General features: G+C 65.2%; 7 protein-coding genes, 1 other RNA gene and 1 pseudogene. 1 reads left to right on the plus strand and 8 read right to left on the minus strand.

Annotation, left to right across the window (positions count from 1 at the left end; genetic code table 11):
* Positions 1 to 3 precede the first annotated feature (3 nt).
* The 7 genes and pseudogenes from NDY25_RS17515 to NDY25_RS17550 all read right to left on the minus strand — a co-directional run bounded on the left by NDY25_RS17515 (position 4) and on the right by NDY25_RS17550 (position 13604).
* Positions 4 to 1467 carry a glycoside hydrolase family 125 protein gene (locus NDY25_RS17515; RefSeq protein WP_256627602.1) on the minus strand — a complete coding sequence of 488 codons (1464 nt, stop codon included), beginning with the start codon at positions 1465 to 1467 and terminating at the stop codon, positions 4 to 6.
* 203 nt (positions 1468 to 1670) lie between these two features.
* The gene (locus tag NDY25_RS17520; RefSeq protein WP_168958180.1) at positions 1671 to 3095 is read right to left on the minus strand and encodes a 6-phospho-beta-glucosidase; all 1425 of its coding nucleotides are present in this window, start codon (positions 3093 to 3095) and stop codon (positions 1671 to 1673) included.
* Complete coding sequence (locus tag NDY25_RS17525; RefSeq protein ID WP_168958212.1) at positions 3092 to 4009, minus strand: carbohydrate kinase family protein; 918 nt, start codon at positions 4007 to 4009, stop codon at positions 3092 to 3094. The genes NDY25_RS17520 and NDY25_RS17525 overlap by 4 nt, the downstream gene beginning before the upstream one ends.
* A pseudogene (locus NDY25_RS23040) lies at positions 4006 to 5372 on the minus strand (APC family permease). The gene NDY25_RS17525 and the pseudogene NDY25_RS23040 overlap by 4 nt, the downstream one beginning before the upstream one ends.
* Positions 5366 to 7279 (minus strand): beta-galactosidase, encoded by a 1914-nt coding sequence (locus tag NDY25_RS17540; RefSeq protein ID WP_168958182.1) that lies wholly within the window; start codon positions 7277 to 7279, stop codon positions 5366 to 5368. Before NDY25_RS17540 ends, NDY25_RS23040 begins: the two are co-directional and overlap by 7 nt.
* 78 nt (positions 7280 to 7357) lie before the next feature.
* Positions 7358 to 10246 (minus strand): TonB-dependent receptor, encoded by a 2889-nt coding sequence (locus tag NDY25_RS17545; RefSeq protein WP_233366472.1) that lies wholly within the window; start codon positions 10244 to 10246, stop codon positions 7358 to 7360.
* Between the two features lie 739 nt (positions 10247 to 10985).
* Positions 10986 to 13604, minus strand: coding sequence for a glycoside hydrolase family 3 C-terminal domain-containing protein (locus tag NDY25_RS17550; RefSeq protein ID WP_425526344.1), 2619 nt, complete (start codon positions 13602 to 13604; stop codon positions 10986 to 10988).
* Between the two features lie 200 nt (positions 13605 to 13804).
* Between NDY25_RS17550 and NDY25_RS17555 the strand changes: the two genes are divergently transcribed.
* A non-coding RNA gene (locus tag NDY25_RS17555) (sX9 sRNA) lies at positions 13805 to 13881 on the plus strand.
* A gap of 150 nt (positions 13882 to 14031) precedes the next feature.
* Here the strand turns inward: NDY25_RS17555 and NDY25_RS17560 are convergent.
* Complete coding sequence (locus tag NDY25_RS17560; RefSeq protein WP_168958185.1) at positions 14032 to 16713, minus strand: beta-mannosidase; 2682 nt, start codon at positions 16711 to 16713, stop codon at positions 14032 to 14034.
* Positions 16714 to 16734: the final 21 nt, after the last annotated feature.

Genomic DNA, 16734 nt, shown 5'->3' on the forward strand with positions numbered 1-16734 from the left:
CAATCAGCTACTGCGCAGCAGCTGTGGTTTGCGTTGGTGCAGATCGATGATCAGTTCGCCGAACAAGGTGTTGGCCCAGGCGAACCAGTCGCGGGTGAAGGTGCTCGGGTTGTCCTTGTCGAAGGCTTCGTGCATGAAGCCGGTGCCGGCATGGGTGGTTTTGAGCCACTGCAGGCACTGGCGCAGCTGTGCGTCGTCGTCGCTGACCAGCGCGTACTGGATGATCGACATCGGCCAGATCGTGCCCATGCCGCTGTGCGGGCTGCCGACGCCTTCGGCCGCCGTGCCGCGCGAGAAATACGGGTTGCGTTCGCTCCAGGCCAGCTGGCGGGTGCGCAGGAACACCGGGTCGGCGCGGTCGCAGCAGCCCAGGTAGGCCAGGCTGAGCAGGCCGGGGGCGTTGGCGTCGTCGATGAACAGCTGGTTGCCGTAACCGTCCACTTCAAATGCCCAGTACGCCTGCCCATCGGCGTCGCGTTGCTGACCAAACTTGCGTGTCGCCGCTTCCACTTCGTCGGCCAGCGCGGTGCAGTCGGCGGCAAACGCGGTATCGCGGTGCAAGGCCGTGCTCATCGTCGCCAGCTGACGCAGCGAGGCCACCGCGAACAGGTTGGCCGGCACGAACAGCGGATACACGCAGGCATCGTCGGAGGGGCGGAACATCGAGTGGATCATGCCGTTGGGTTTGGTCGGCTGGCCGTAGCCTTCCAGCACCAGGGTTTCGGTCGCCAGCGGCGAGGGCCGCTGGAACACGTAGGGGCCGCGATTCTCTTTGCGCTGCTGCTCGCGGAAGGTCTTGACCACCACGTGCATCGCCGCGCGCCAGTCGTCGTCGAACGGGGCGGCATCGCCGGTGGCGCGCCAGTATTCGTGCGCGATGCGGATCGGGTAGCACAGCGAATCGATTTCCCACTTGCGCTCGCCCACGCCGGGCTTCATCTCGGTGATGTCGTTGAGCGACCACTTCAGGCGCTGGGTCTGGCCATCGGGCAGGAAGGCATTGGCATAGGGGTCGAGCCGGATGCAGGCGGCCTGGCGCTGGATCAGGCCATGGAACATGCGCCGCAGCGCGGGGTCGCGCCTGGCCAGCGGCACATACGGGTGCACCTGTGCGGAGGAGTCGCGCAGCCACATCGCGTGGATGTCGCCGGTGATGACGAAGGTGTCCGGCTTGCCGTTGCGGGTGCCGGTTTCCACCGTGGTGTCGAGCGTGTTGGGGTAGCAGTTCTCGAACAGCCAGGCCAGTTCCGGGTCGGCGATGCGCGATTTGATCTGCACGATCTGTTGCTCGACCGCCTTGCTGACGAACCGGCGCTGCGCCTTGGGCGGGCGCTTGCTGACGAACGCACCAGCGGCCGTAGAGGTGCCGGCAGGGGCGGGGGCCGCGAAGGCGGGCAGCGCGCCGGCCAGCAAGCCGGCGCCTGCGCTGGCGCCCAGCAACTGAAGGATGTCGCGGCGGGTGTGCATGACCTGGAGGCTCCTTGGATTCGGCAAGCGGTCTGCACAGCGGCACCTCCGCATCAGCGGCGTGGCACGCCGGACCGACGATGAGACCTATGCAGGACCAATTCCCGATGACCATACAACGTGTGCGCCGAATGTGCATAGTGCGTTCGCACAATTCGGCGCCGTACGCGTGGGTTGCGGCCAACAGCAGACACGGCTTCCCATCAACCGGCCGCCTGCGCACGCCAATGTGCCGGCCCCGCGCAGTGGCCATCGTCGTGCTCATGCCCGAACAGCTCATCCAGCATGCGCCGCGACGGGCTCCACTCGCCGATCGCCGGGTGGATCAGCATCGCCTTGCAGGCGTCCAGGTGGCTGCCGCTGAGCGCTGCCTCGATCGCGGCGTGTTCGTAGGCCTTGAACGAGCGCACCAGCCCTTGCACGGCGCTGGGCAGCGGTGCGGCCGGGATCGGCACGATGCGGTCGCGGTCGATGTCGGCGGCGATTTCCACGATGTCGTCGTCGGCCAGCTCGGCCATTGCGCCCTGGTTGCGCACGTTGACCACGTGCCGGCTGGGGCGGGCGCCGGTCAGCGCGCTCATCACGTCCACCGCGATGCGGTGATAGCCGGTGCTGGCGCGGAACGGGTCCGGCTGCGGCGCCAGGTCCGGGGCGAAGGCCGAGCCGGCCTCGGCCTCCAGCTTCATGTACGAGCCGGAGCGCTGCGCCAGGTAGGCCGCATAGGTCTGCACCGCGCCGGTGGTGTCGCCGGCCTCTAGGCGGCTGCGCAGGTCGCCGATCAGGCTGCGGTTGAGCCGCTCGATCTCGCCACCGCGGCTGGCTCCGCTGGCGCGCTGGTTGTCCAGGGCGCGGCGGCGTTCGTAGAAGAAATACAGGTACTCGGTGGGGATCAAGCGCAGCGCACGCAGCATGTCGAAGTCGAACAACGGCGCCAGGTACAGCTGCCGCAGGAGGGCGTCGTCGGCGAGCACGCGGTCGAGGATGTCCACGCCGCGCAGGCGCACCGCGCGGATCCAGCCCAGGTGGTTGAGGCCGACGTACTCGCATTCCACATCTTCTGCCGGCTCGCCGAGTGCGCGCGCGATGTTGTGGAACAGCTCCACCGGCGTGTCGCAGATGCCGACCACGCGTGCGCGGGTGTGGGCGCTGATGGCCTGGGTGATCAGCCCGGCCGGGTTGGTGAAGCTGACCAGCCAGGCATCCGGGCTCAGGCGTTCGATCATGCGCGCCTGTTCGATCGCCACCGGCACCGTGCGCAAGGCCTTGGCCACGCCGCCGGGGCCGGTGGTTTCCTGGCCTGAATAACCGTGGCGGATGATGGTCTGTTCGTCGGAGGCGCGCTGCGCGATGCCACCGACACGAATGCTGTTGAGCACGAAATGCGCGCCTTCGATCGCCGCTTCCAGCGATGGCGCGGCGTGCACCTGCAACGCGCCGCCGGACTCGGCGACGATGGCGCGGCCCATCGCCACCATCAGCGCCAGGCGCTCCTGGTCGGGGTCGTACAGCACGATCTCGCGTGCGCCGAGGGCTTCGGCGGCTTCGTTGACGCCGTACACCACCAACGGTGTACGCACGCCGCCGCCGCCGATCAGGGTCAGTTTGCGATTGTCGACAGAACTGCTCATGGAACGTCCTCGTGTGTGGGGGGAGAGAGTTGAAACAGACCGTCCAGCGCGCCGAGTGCGCTGCAACAGGCCGCGCCGCTACGGCAGCCTTGCTGCGCGCAGGCGTCCAGCGGCTGGCCGTGCATGTACGCGGCGATGAAGCCGGCATCGAAGGCGTCGCCGGCTCCGGTGGTGTCGCGCACCTGCACTGCGGGTGCGGCGATCGGGCGGGCGCCGGCAGCATCAATGACCATCGCACCGCTGGCGCCGAGCTTGATCACCGCCTGGCGCAGGCCGAGCGCGCGTGCCCAGGCCAGGCAGGCATCGGTGCCGTCGCCGCAGCCCATTAGCGCGGCTTCTTTCTGGTTGGGCAGGAACCAGGTCACTGCGCGGCAGGTGGCGTGGTTGGCCGGATCGGTGAGCCATGCTGGGCTGAAGCCGACGTCCAGCGAGGTGGTGCAGCCTGCGCGCGCCAACAGCGGCAGTAACGTGGTTGCCAATGCGGCTGGCAATGGCATCGCGAAGTGCACATGCGCGGCCGCCGACATCACGGCAATGGACTCCTCGCGCAGCAGCAGTGCGCCCAACTCGGCGTTGGCGCCAACATAGGTGAAGAACGAGCGGTCCTCCTGCAGCGACACGCTGGTGGTCACGCCAGTGCCGGCAGTCGAGTCGATCAAGCCATCGGCCGAAACACCGAAGTCGCCCAAACGCTGTTCGAACAACCCGCGGTCCTGCGCACCGATTGCGCCGATCACGCGCACGTTGCAACCCAGCTGCGCCAACGCGCAGGCGGTGATGATGGTGCCGCCGCCCAACTCACGCGTGTAATGGCGCGCAAACGCTTCTTCGCCTGGTGCCGGCCAGCGTTCGAAGCCGCTGAAGATATGGTCCAGATAGACCTCGCCGACCACCACGAGTTGCGCGGCGCTCATTGCAGCTGGAACGGCCATGCGCGCTGCCTCCGTGCCTGGATCAGATACAGCGCGCTGCCCACGCACAGCGCCAAGACGGCGGCAAGCAGGCGCTTGGCCGGGCTGGTGGCCAGCAGATACAGCCAGCCGAACACGCTGATCAGCAGCGGCCACGGATACAACGGCATCGCAAACGCACGGCGGCGTCGCTTGCGTCGCAACAGCACCACCGCCAGGCATTGCGCCAGAAACTGGAACAGGATCTGGATGATCATCAAGGTGGCGATCAGATCGTCCAGCGACAGCAGGCAGGCCAGCGCCGAGGTCGCACCGACGAACAGCAGCGACACAGTGGGAAACCCGCCGCGCGGATGCAGCTGCGCAAACACGCCGAAGAACTGCCCGGCTGCCGCGGCTGCATAAGGCACCCGCGAGTAGCCCAACTGCACCACCAGCGCCGAGCCCCAACTGGCGACGACAATCAGCGCTACCGCCACGGTGCTGCCAATGGGGCCGTAGATGGCCTGCATGAAGTCGGCCATCACCGCCTTGAGTGCGCGGCCTGCTGCCACGGCAGCACACCGAGCAAGGTGATGTTGAGGCCCAGATACAGCAGCGCCACGATCGGGATCGAGATCAGCACCGCGCGTGGAATCGTGCGCCGCGGCTTGCGGATTTCGCCACCGAGCATGCACACGTTGTTGTAGCCGCCGTAATCGTAGACCGCGATCAACGCCACTGCGCCAAAGCCCAGCCAGAATCCATGCGGCGAAGCGGGGCGCGCGTGCAAGAACGCCGATGCAATGCCGAAATCGAAATGCAGCACGCCGCTGAGGATGATCCACACGCAGGCGCCGATCACCACCGCACTGACCAGCAACGACAGCAGCTGCACCGAGCGCACCTTGCGATACAGCAACAGCGTGTTGAACGCGCACAGCGCCATCGCGATCGCGGTGAGCTGGGTATGGCCCAGCCCCGGCATCAGGAACGCCAGGTATTGCACGCAGCCCACTGCGGCAGAGCCCACCGACAACGGTGCGGTCAGCAGGGTCTGCCACAGATACAGAAAGCCGAACAAGCGCCCCCAACGTTCGCGGCCGTAAGCCTCGCGCAGATAGTGGTAGGGCCCGCCCGAACGCGGAATCGCCGCGCCCAGTTCGGCCCACACCAACCCGTCGCAGAGACACAACAGCGCGCCTGCGACCCAACCGACCAACACCGCTGGCCCGGCCAGTGCCGACAACGCCAGCGGAATGGTGATGAACGGGCCGATGCCGATCATGTTGAGCAGGTTGGCCGATAGCGCGCTCCAGAAACCGAGCGTGCGTGGCGGTGCCGACGCCTGCGTGTTCGATGGCAACACGGTGGGTGCGGTCAGCATGCGTTTGGCTCTGCGTGCGCGACTGCGGCTGAATTGGTCGCAATGCGTGTCGATGTCAGTCCATCTGCGCTGTGAATCGCGGTGGGCTGCAGCTGATGCAGATCCAGCACCAGCACCGCGTTGTTGCCTTTCTTCAGCCATGCGCCAGGACAGAACAGACATTGCTGCGGACCGATCTCCCAGTAACGCCCGAGCAGGCGTCCGTTGATCCACAGATAGCCTTTGCGCCATTGGCTCATGTCGAGGTGGATATCGCCTACCGTTTCCAGCGTGATGTCGGCAGCGAAGAACAGGCCTGGCCGTGTAGGTGGTGACTGCAGCGGCCGTAGCGTCGGCGCGCTGTCGCCATCCAGCGGCAAGCCATGTACCTGCCAATCGCGCAGCTCCTTGCCATCCAGCTGCACCGGGCCGAGCAAGCCTTTCGCATCGCCTAATGCCGGGCCGAAGTTGATATGCCCGAAGCTGTCGACCAGCACCTCCAGCGTCCGCTCATTGGATGCAGCGCTTGGAAGTGGCAGCTTTGGCGTGCTGTTGAGGCGCGCATGTTGCACGCGCGAGACATGCCCGATTTCGTCACCATCAAGGTGCACCGTCGCGTAGTCGTGCACCTTGCCAAGATCCAGCTGCGTGCCGGCCACGATGCGGCGCCGGTACACCACCAGCCCCAGGTTCTGCTTGAGCAGGGTCTGGTTATCGGTGGGCCGCTCGGTGTGTACAGGCCCGGTGCTCAGGTTGTCCCAGAGCGCGGCGACCGGGCGTGCAAGGACCGATGCAAAGCGCGCGCGTGCAGGTGCGCGCGGGATCGCTGGCAGCGCAGTGCTGGTGTGCTGGGCGATGATCTTGCGCAGCGCCATGTACGCAGGCGTGGCGCGGCCGCCTTCGTCGATCGGTGCGCTGTAGTCGTAGCTGGTCAGTGCAGGCTGGAACTGCGAGCCGTCGTCTTCGGCATTGGCACCGGCGCTCAAACCGAAATTGCTGCCGCCGTGCACCACGTACAGATTGAACGAGTAACCGGCGGCCATCAGCTGCTGCAGCATCGGCGCGTAATCGCGCCGGGCGAACGCGTCTTCGCCCCAGTGCGTCAGCCAACCGGGATAACCTTCGGCCACCCACACCGGCGCATTGCCTGCGAGATGTTTTGCTTCCTGCAGTTCAGCCAGATCGGCGCCATCCAGTCCCAGCGCGGCACTGGGAAGATAGGCCTTGCGCCGGCGCAGATCCTTCATGCCTTCGGCCAATGAGAAAGGACCATCGATACCGTGCGTACGCCACAGCGCAGCTAGCGCCTGCAGATAGCCCACATCGCTGCCCTGCATGCTGTATTCGTTCTCGATCTGCAGCATCAGCACCGGTCCGCCGGCACTGGCCATCAGCGGTGCGATACGCGGCGCCACGGCGGCGATGTAGCGCTGCACTGCTGCCATGTAGCGTGCGTCTGTGGCATCGCGCAGGCGCATGCCCTGCTCGCGCAGCAGATACGGCGGCAGCCCGCCCAGCGTCCACTCGGCGCACACGTACGGGCCGGGGCGCAGATACACCCATAGCCCTTCCTGCTGGCAGAGCCGGATGAACGCGACGAAGTCACGCTCGCCGGTGTCGAAATCGAACTGCCCCGGCTCGCGTTCGTAGGCATTCCACATCAGATACAGCGCGATGGTGTTCAAGCCCATTGCCTTGGCCATGCGGATGCGCTGCAGCCAATCCGCACGGGCAATGCGCAGCGGATGCATCTCGCCGCTACGGAGTTGCCATGGCTGCTGATCCAGCACGAACTGACCACGCTCGAATCCAAACGTATGCGGGCGGCCATCCGGCACCGGCGCATGCAGCGACGACAGCACCGCCGGCGCGGCCGCCAGACCGAACGGTGCGAGCAGGCCGAATGTACACAGGCTTCTGCGTTTCATCGCTTCTCCAGGGAAATGGAAGGAGTCGTCGCACTGCGCAGCGAGTGGCAGTGAAAGGCGGCGCGTAGTGCGGCGGCGTTAGAACGCGTACTTGACCGTGAACAACGCGGTGCTGCCGGCATCGACGATGTCGGAGATCGCCAGGTTGTTGCGGCCCACATGCGCCCAGTAGCTGTATTCCTTGGTCAGGTTGGAGATCGACAGATCCATGCTCACGCCATTGTCGAAGCGGTAGCCGGTGTGCAGATCCACGCGCCGGGTCGGGCGTGCCCACAGGTCGTTCCATGGCGCGCCTTCGTGCAGAAAGTCGTAGCCCAGCAGGTACGAGCTGCTGAAGTGGTAGCTCAGGTTCAACGAGAACCCGTTGTGCTCGTAGAACAACTCCAGGTTGGCCATCGCAGACGGCGCCGATTGCATGTGCTCATTGTCGAAGCCATCCAGCCCCAGGTCCGCGCGCGCATGCTGGCGGGTGGCGTTGGCGCTCACGCCCAGGCCGTCGAACGGCGCGGGCAGATCCTGAAACTTCTGCCGCGCGCTGAGTTCCACCCCGTAGATCTTGCCATCGCCGCCATTGGTGGGCATGTGGTACAGCACCGTGCCGCTGCCGCTGGTGTTGCCATTGGCCTGGGCCGAGCCGGCATCGTAGATGTAGTTGCGCAGTTGCTTGTAGAAGCCGGCCAGCGAAAAGAACCCGCCGCGTTCGGTGGACCATTCGCCGGACAGATCCAGGTTGGTCGATTCGATCGGCTTCAGATCGGGGTTGCCTTGCGTGATGGTAGTAACGCCGTTGGAGATGTCGATCTGGCTGCCGCCGCCCAGTTGCACGAAGGCCGGGCGCGTGTAGCTGGTCCACAGCGAGGCGCGATACGCGGTGCGCAGGTCCGGCCGCCAGGTCAGGAATACGCTGGGCAACGGCTCGTTGTAGGAAGTGCTGTTGTGATCGAAGTAGCCCGCGATCTCGTTGCCGTCCGCATCCACCGGACTCACCCAAAAGGTGTTGTCGATGGCGGTGTGCTCGAAGCGCACGCCGGGCACGATATCCAGGTTGCCCATGGTGAAAGTGGCAGTGGCATAGGCGGCGCTGACCGCCTCGGTGCCGCGCATGGTGTTGCAGTTGTAGTTGTTGACGTAGAACGCACTGCCGCAGGTGTCCAGGTCATCGTCGGTAAGGTGCTGGGCGATCACACCGGCCACCGCCGCTTCGCTCACGCGCGGCGTATTCCAGCTGTATTTGCCGGGAAAAATCGAGGCATAGGTGCCGGTGAAGATGCCCAGATCGCCCAGCGTGGTGGTGCCGTCCACGCCACCGGTATACCAGTCGCGATTGGTGTAGCGGCGGCTGCTCTTGCTGTACTTCACCCCGAACTGCACTGACCGCAGCGCGCCATCTTCGAAGTCGTAGCGGGTGTCGAAACGCGCACCGCCTTTCTTCTGGCCGGAGTAGATCTTGGTCTGCTCGCCATAGCTGCTGGCAAACAACGCCGGGATGTTGTTGACCTGCGACAGCAGTGCGGGCGTGAGCTGCGGATACGGGAATGCACCGCCGCCATAGCGCACGAAGCTGTTGCCGGAATAGGCGTAGTTGTCCTGAGTGAACTTGTCTTCGCGCCCGTCGATTTCGACATGGTCGGGTCGGTCGTTGTTGCCGAAGCTGTAGAACAGGTTGGGCATGAAGGTCCAACCGCCTGCGGTCTTTTTTGCGCCGATCTGGAAGGTGGCCAGGTCGGCGATTTCCGGGTTGGTCTCGTACCAGAAGCGCGAGGCGATGCGGCCGATGTTTGGCGTAAACACGCCCGGCGTACCGGTCGGCACGTAGCTCACATCCTGCGGCAGCAACTGTACGAAGGTAGTGCCTTGTTCGGTCTTGGCATAGGCGTAGGTCATGCGCGCATACAGCGACAGGCTGTCGTCCACATGCCAATCGAACGAGGCATTGCCGCCGTAGCGGCGCTCCCAGCCGGCGGCGATACCCACATTCATGCCGGTACTGGTGAGGTTGTGCTGCGGATCGAACCCGGCGGCGTTGCGGCCATCGGCATCGGTGTTCAAGTATTCCCACGAGCCGTCGTTGAGCGCGCTGGTGGCGGCGGCCACTTCGCTATTGGTGGTGGTGCGGTAGTCGTAATACGCGCTGGCATACACGCCGAACTGTTGCGCCTCACCGAACTTGTGCTGGAACTCGCCGCCGAAGCCGCCGCCCAGGCCGTCGCCGTCGTAATCGCGCGCACGGCTTTCCACCCGGCCGCTGCCGGTGATGCTGCCGCTGGTGGTGTCCTTGTAGTCGTAGGCAGTGGGCGTGCGGAAATCCAGCGTGCCGCCGATCGCATCGCCGTCCATGTCGGCGGTGGAGGTCTTGTTGGCGACGATGGTCTGCAGGCCGCTTGGCGGCAGCAGGCTGAGCTGCACGCTGCGGCTGTACGGCAGGCCTTGCGCCACGGTGACGCCGTCGATCATGTTGACGTTGTATTCGGACGGCAACCCGCGCACCGAGGCGAACATGCCTTCGCCGCGCGCTGCGCCGTCGATACCGCCGAAGTACCCCGAGCCGGTGCTGGTGATGTTGATGCCGGCGATCAGGCCGAGCGCTTCGGCCACGTTGTGCACGGCGGTGCGTTGCAGGTCGTTGGCCGACAGCACGTCCACCGTGTTGGCGGCGTTGATCTTCAGGTCGCTGGCGTCGTAGCGATTGCTCACCACGCTGATCGCTTTCAGTTGCTTGACCTCCTCCAACGCAATCGCCACCGAGGCGGTGCCGCTGTCGCCGACCTGCACGCTGGTTTCGGCGGCGCTGAAGCCGGGATAGTCCAGATTCAGTGCGTACTGCCCGGCAGGCACATCGCGGATGACGAAGTGCCCGCGCGCATCGGCCACCGCGCTGTAGGCGGTGCCGGCGATGCGCACCTTCGCATTGGCTGCGGGTTTGCCGCTGCTGCTTTCTTTCAGGTCTCCCTCCACGGTGCCGGCCATTGCGGCTGCGGCCGAAGCCATGCCGGTCACGGTCAGGATTGCTACGATCAACTGCTTGCCGTTAGTACGCTCACGCTTTTCCACGTGCCACCTCGCCAGATGCTGGGCAACGTTGCCAACGGCAACGCCCTCCGATGCCTTGCTCTTGGGCAGACGGTCTGCACGGCGATGTGCGCGCACGGCAATGCACGGCACGCGGTGGAAGCGTGTGCGAAAGACCGAACGGATTGGCGCCGGAGCGTCTGCCAGCTTGGACAGCTATGCAGGCGTCAGTGGCGAGGCGGGGAGTACCCGGCAATGCACTTGGAGCGCGAGCGCATCGCGCTCAATTTGTAATGCTTGGTCATGACGGCTGCACCAGCGTGACGGCAGCGTGGCATGCGTGAGTGCGATGCACTGCAAGAGCTGCAACACGCAAGCGCTGGTCGATACGACGATGCTGCATCCAACCATCTCCCAGTGCAGGTGCTGCGTGGAAACGCTGTTGCCATCAAGGTGAGTCGCGCATCGCCGATGGCGCGTGTTGCCGACTGCGGTCAGTGATAGACCTCGTTTTCGCGTCTGTCAAGCAGGTGTGAAGTGTGTGCGGAGATCATCGTATTGCCTGCGGATAGATCACCAATTGGATGGTGCGCAGGCGCGATGGCTGCATCTTGCGATGCACTGCAACACAGATGCATAACGCAACAGGCGCCGGCCATGACAGCCGACACCTGTTGATGTCCTGCAGTCGAATTTCTTACTTCGGCAACGGCGAACGCCCCGAAATCGAAAACGCCGCAGCTTCACCAACCGCGCCGGTCCCCGGCTGGCCACCACCGACAAACAGCGTGTAATCGCCGGCTTCCACCGCACGCTGTCCCGTGCGATCCACATCGCTCAGGGCGCGCGCATCCAGGGTGAAGGTGAGCGCGCGCTGTTCGCCCGGCTTTAGATGCACACGTTGAAAGCCGACCAGGCTGCGCAAGGGAGATTGCGGGCGCTCCGGATACTGCAGATACACCTGCGCCACTTCATCGCCGGCGCGCGTGCCGGTGTTGCGCACCGTGGTGGTCACCTGCAAGGTGCTGCCGGCTTGCAGCGTGGTGCTGGACAGCTGCGGCGCGCTGTAGGCAAAGCTGGTGTAGCTCAGGCCGTAGCCGAACGGGAACAGCGGCTCGCCCTTGAAATAACGATAGGTGCGGCCCTTCATGTCGTAGCTGACGTACGGCGGCAGGTCCTTGGTGGAGCGATAGAACGTCACCGGCAAGCGCCCGCCGGGATTGTCGTCGCCGGCCAGCATGCGCGCAATGGCGGTGCCGCCGGACTGGCCCGGGTACCACGCCGCCACGATCGCGTCGGCATGTGTCTTGGCCCAGTTCAAGGCCACCGCACTGCCGCTCATCAACACCACCACCAGCGGCTTGCCGGAGGCCTTTGCGCGTTCGAGCAGCGCTTGCTGCGGGGCGGGCAGGGCGATGTCGTTGCGGTCGCCGCCGTCGAAGCCGGGCACGTCGATACGCAGTTCTTCGCCTTCCACATCCGGCGACAGACCGACGAAGGCCACCACCGCATCGGCCTGCGCCACCGCGTGCTCGGCTTCGGCCAACTGCGCGGCGGCCGGTGCCAGCCATTCCAGACGTACGCCTTGATCCTGGCCGCGGTGTTCCATTTCCAGACGGATCTTGCGCGGGCGGGTGTCGTCGAAATGCAGCACGGTCTCCACGCTGCGGCCATCGGCGTTGTGCATGCCGGCCGGCACGTGCTTGTCTTCGGCGTTGCCGGCGACCACCAGCTTGTCGTCGATGTACAGCCGCACCGGATCATGGCCGGTGCAATCGAAACAGCGCGCCACGCGTACTGCCAGCGTGTAATCGCCTGCACTCGGCGGCAGCAACTCGCCGCTCCAGCGCACCGCATAGCGATCGGCCGGCACGCCCTTCGCCGGTGCGACCTGGTCCCAGTTGAAACTCACCACGCGGTCCTGTCGCACCACGCGCGCAGCACCGGTCATGTCGACATTGTCGAAATATTCGCCACGCAGTCCCGGCTTGCCATCGCTGCGCAGTGCGGTCTCCGGAATCATGCCCGGCACACCGGCCGCCAGCGGCGCACCTTGCGCGTAACTCACCTGCTGCGCGCCGAAGCGCTGGCGCAGGCCAAGCAGTGGTGTCACCGGCGTGGACGAGGTGCCTTGATAATTGGCTTCCAGCGCCGCCAGGGCATCGGCATTCGGGCCGAGCACTGCCAGCCGCGCGCCGGCTTTCAACGGCAGGGTGTTGGCGTCGTTCTTGAGCAACACGATCGATTCGGCGGCAGCTTTCAGCGCCAGCGCATGGTTGGCAGCGTTGTCGATGTCCTTTGCGCCGAGCTTTGCATACGGATCCTTGCGCGGCGCTTCCAGCTCGCCCAGGCGATAGCGCGCGGCAAACAGGCGCACCAGCGATTGGTCGAGCAAGGCTTCGTCCACTTCGCCGCGTTCGATCGCCGTGCCGAGTTCGCGATAGGCATGCCCGCAATTGAGATCGTGACCTGCCTTGAGCGATGCAGCCGACGAACCGGCATTGTCTGGGCGGAAGTAATGGAACTGGGTCATGTCGTCCACCGCATCGCAGTCGGACACCACAAAGCCCTTGAAGCCCCAGTCGCCACGCACGCGGCCGTTGAGCAACCAATCGGCCGCGCAGGCCGGTGTGCCGTGCAGCGAGTTGTACGCGCACATCACCGAGCCGGCCTGACCGTCGATCAATGCGGCGCGGAAGGCAGGCGTGTAGGTCGCTTCCACATCGCGCGGCGACACATCCACATCAAAGCTGTGCCGGCCCGGCTCCGGCCCACTGTGCACGGCAATGTGCTTGGGCGTGGCGATGGTGCGCGGGTGATCCAGATCATCGCCCTGCAGCCCGCGAATGAAGCCCACTGCCATCTGCCCGGTGAGGAAGGGGTCCTCGCCGTAGGTCTCCATGCCGCGGCCCCAGCGCGGGTCGCGGAAGATGTTGATGTTGGGCGACCAGATGGTCAGGCCCGCGTAGCGTTTGTGATCCTTGCCCGGGCCGCCGGCCTGATTGAACTTGGCGCGCGCCTCGGTCGACACCACCGTGCCCACCTGTTGCATCAGTGCGGTATTCCAGCTGGCGGCCAGGCCGATCGCCTGCGGAAACACCGTGGCGTAGCCATTACGCGCGATGCCATGCAGGCCTTCGCTCCACCATTCGTAGGCGGGGATGCCCAAGCGCGGAATTGCCGGCGCATCGTTCATCGCCTGCGCGACTTTTTCCTCGCGGCTCATTTGCGCCACCAACGCGGCGGCGCGTTGCTCCGGCGCTTCATTTGTGGACTTTGCGGCGAATGCAGGCACGCCAATCAGCGGCAGGCCCACCCAGACTCAGCGCAACGGCCAGGCGGCATGGAAATACGGACAACGACATCGATTCACTCCTGCGCCACGGTACTGGCCGTCACGCGTTGTTCTTGGGTTGCCCGCAGTGACACTGCGGGCAGCGGTTAGTGACACTAAGAGCGGATAACAAAATCGCTGCGCTCACCGCCAGGCGGACGCGGTCGGTGCTCGGAACCGGCATGTACCGCTCGTACACTCCGGTTCTGAGCGCGCCGCCCGCATCCACCTGACGACCGCTCGCTGCGTGTTGTTAGCCGCTCTACGAGCGGTGGTTGTTGCTGATTGGGCGCTGGATCGTGTGCGAATGCGTTGCACCACGCAGACACTGCGCAAACCGCCGTCTTCGCTGATCGCGCAGCGCCCTTGTGCGAGCGCTGCGCCATCACCCGACGCCTTTTCCGGCGCCTTACTTCGTCTCGGCAGGCTCCGGCGGTGCACCGGCCAGCGTGCTCGCCAGATCGCGCACCTGCAGCGTGGACTGCAACTGCGCCAGCGCAGCCTTGCTGGTCACGTGCACGGTCAACGGCTCGCCCGGCAACAGGTCGAAGGCGTTGTCCGACAACGTGGCATCCACATCGCCAAACGACAGCCACACCTCGCGCGCCAGCGTAGGGCTGGACAGCGTCAGTGCATAGCCATCGCCATCGGCGCGCCACTGGCTGTCGATCTTCGCGCTCGGCAAGGCCACTTGTTTGGCGGGTGCGAAGAACACCACTTCGCGCGACAGCAGCTTGTCGCCGTCGAACAACTCGAACACTGCGTAAGTCCGTTTCGGATCGGCGCTACCCAGCAACTGCTTGTCGCTGAAGTTGCCCACCTGCAGGCTGCTGAGCGGCTTGACCGTGGTCTTTTCTTCGCGCTTGCTCAGCACCTTGCCATCCATGCTCATGACGCGCATGCGCCAGCGGGCCGCCAGCGGGGTGGTGCGGTCGGACACCAGTGACACGTCGGTCTGGCCCTTGTCGTTGCGCAATGCGGCAATCAGTTCGGGCGCGTAGAAGCGGCGTGCGTGGTAGTGCAGCGCCTTCCAGCGGCCGTAGTAATCCACGCTGGACCACGACGCACCCGGCCATACATCGTTGAGCTGCCAGTACAACGAGCCCATCGATTGCGGACGCGAGGCACGCAGATGCGAGGCGGCCAGGTTGATGCCCTCGGCCTGCATCAGCTGGCTCAGGTAGACGAAGCTCTCGAAATCCTTGGGCTCGCCGAATTCGCGGCGGATATACAGCATCAGGCGCTTGTTGCCGTTGCCCTTGTCGAACTTCTGATGCACGCGCATCACCGGCGATTCCGGATCCATGTCGCCGGGTTCGGCGAACGCGCGCACGGTGCGCATGTCCGGGAACGACTGCAGCCCGTACTCGGACATGAAGCGCGGAGTGACGTTGAGGTATTCGGTGACCGGCAGCGCAGGGCCGCCCCAGACCTTCCAGTAATGCATGTCGCCGTCGTTGGCCTGGTCGGCAGCGCCGTCGAAGTTGGTGCCCGGCGAGGTGGACCAGTACGGCACGTCGCTATCGTAGGTGGCCACCACTTCGCGGAACACGGTGCCGAACAAGGTGGTCATGCCGCGTTCGATACGGGTGCGTTCTTCCGGGTCCACCGACTGCTTGAACTTGACCCGGTCGCCCCAGTTTTCCCAGCCGGTCTGCACTTCGTTGTTGCCGCACCAGAGAACAATACTGGGATGGTCGCGCAGCCGTTTGACCTGTTCGATCGCTTCCTGCCGGGTGTTCTCGCGGAACTCCACGTCGTACGGCGGCACCGCGCCACCGAACATGAAGTCCTGCCAGATCATGATGCCTAGCTCGTCGGCCACCTCGTAGAAATGGTCGTCCTGGTAATGCCCGCCGCCCCACATGCGCAGCATGTTCATGTTGGCATCGCGCGCATCCTGCAGGGTGCTGCGCATGCGCTCGTGACTCACACGCGCGGGGAACGCATCCAGCGGGATGAGATTTGCGCCCTTGGCGAAGATCGGGATGCCGTTGATCACGATCTCCATGCTCTTGCCGTACTTGTCCTTTTCGCGACGCAGCTCCACCGAGCGCAGGCCGGTGATGCGCTTGATCTGCTGGCTGTCGCCATCGGCATCGCGCACGCTGGCCACGAAGGTGTAGCGGTCCTGCGCACCATAGCCGGCCGGAAACCAGCGCTTGGGCTTGGCGATGCGCACGGCCAGATCGATACGGTTCTGCCCGGGATCGACCACCGCCTGCTGGGTGAACTGGCCCACTTTCTGCCCATCCGGGCCGAGTACATCCAGCGTCACCTGCACCGGCCCGCTGCGGCCGGCCTGTAGTTCCAGCTGCGCTTGCAACTGTGCGCTCTCGGCATCCACACGTTGCTGGGCGATATGCAGCCCGTCCACGCGCACCGCATCCCAGGCTTCTACACGCACATCTTTCCAGATGCCGGCATTGACCATGCGCGGGCCCCAATCCCAACCGAAGTTGTACGGCGCCTTGCGCACGTAGGTGGAGCTATGCCGCGACTCGGGCTCGTCGCCGAATGCCGAATCGTAGGCGCCCGGCAGTGCGTACGGCTGCTTGGCCAGCCACGGCTGGATCTTCTTGATCGGCGAGAACAGCTTGACCTCGAGCACGTTGTCGCCGCGCTTGAGCAGGGATTTCGCATCCACGCGCCACTGCCGGAACATGTTATCGGCGCTGAGCAGTTTCTTGCCGTTGAGGGTGACCTCGGCAAACGTATCCAGGCCGTCGAACACCAGCTCGACATGCGCGCGCTTGAGCGTGGCCGCATCCACGTTGAAGCGGGTCTGGTACTGCCAGTCGCTCAGGCCCGCCCACTGAATCTTGCCTTCGTTGTCGCGGTAAAACGGGTCCGGCACGATCTTGGCGGCGATCAGATCGGTCTGCACCGCGCCCGGCACCTGCGCCGGCAACCACGCTGCGGCTTTCGGATAGGTCTTGGCCTGTTCCTGTCCCGGCACCAGCCGCACCTGCCAGCCTTTATCCAGGGTCGTTGCCGTGGGCGGCGCGGCCCAGGCCTGCGAGATGGCGAAGGCCAGGGCAAGCCCGAGGCGGGCGGGTGCGGGAACAAAACGATGACGGGACAGGGGCATGGGTGACTCTCCTTGGATGGA

This window comes from Xanthomonas hortorum pv. pelargonii (genome assembly GCF_024499015.1).
GTDB classification, from domain to species: Bacteria; Pseudomonadota; Gammaproteobacteria; order Xanthomonadales; family Xanthomonadaceae; genus Xanthomonas; species Xanthomonas hortorum_B.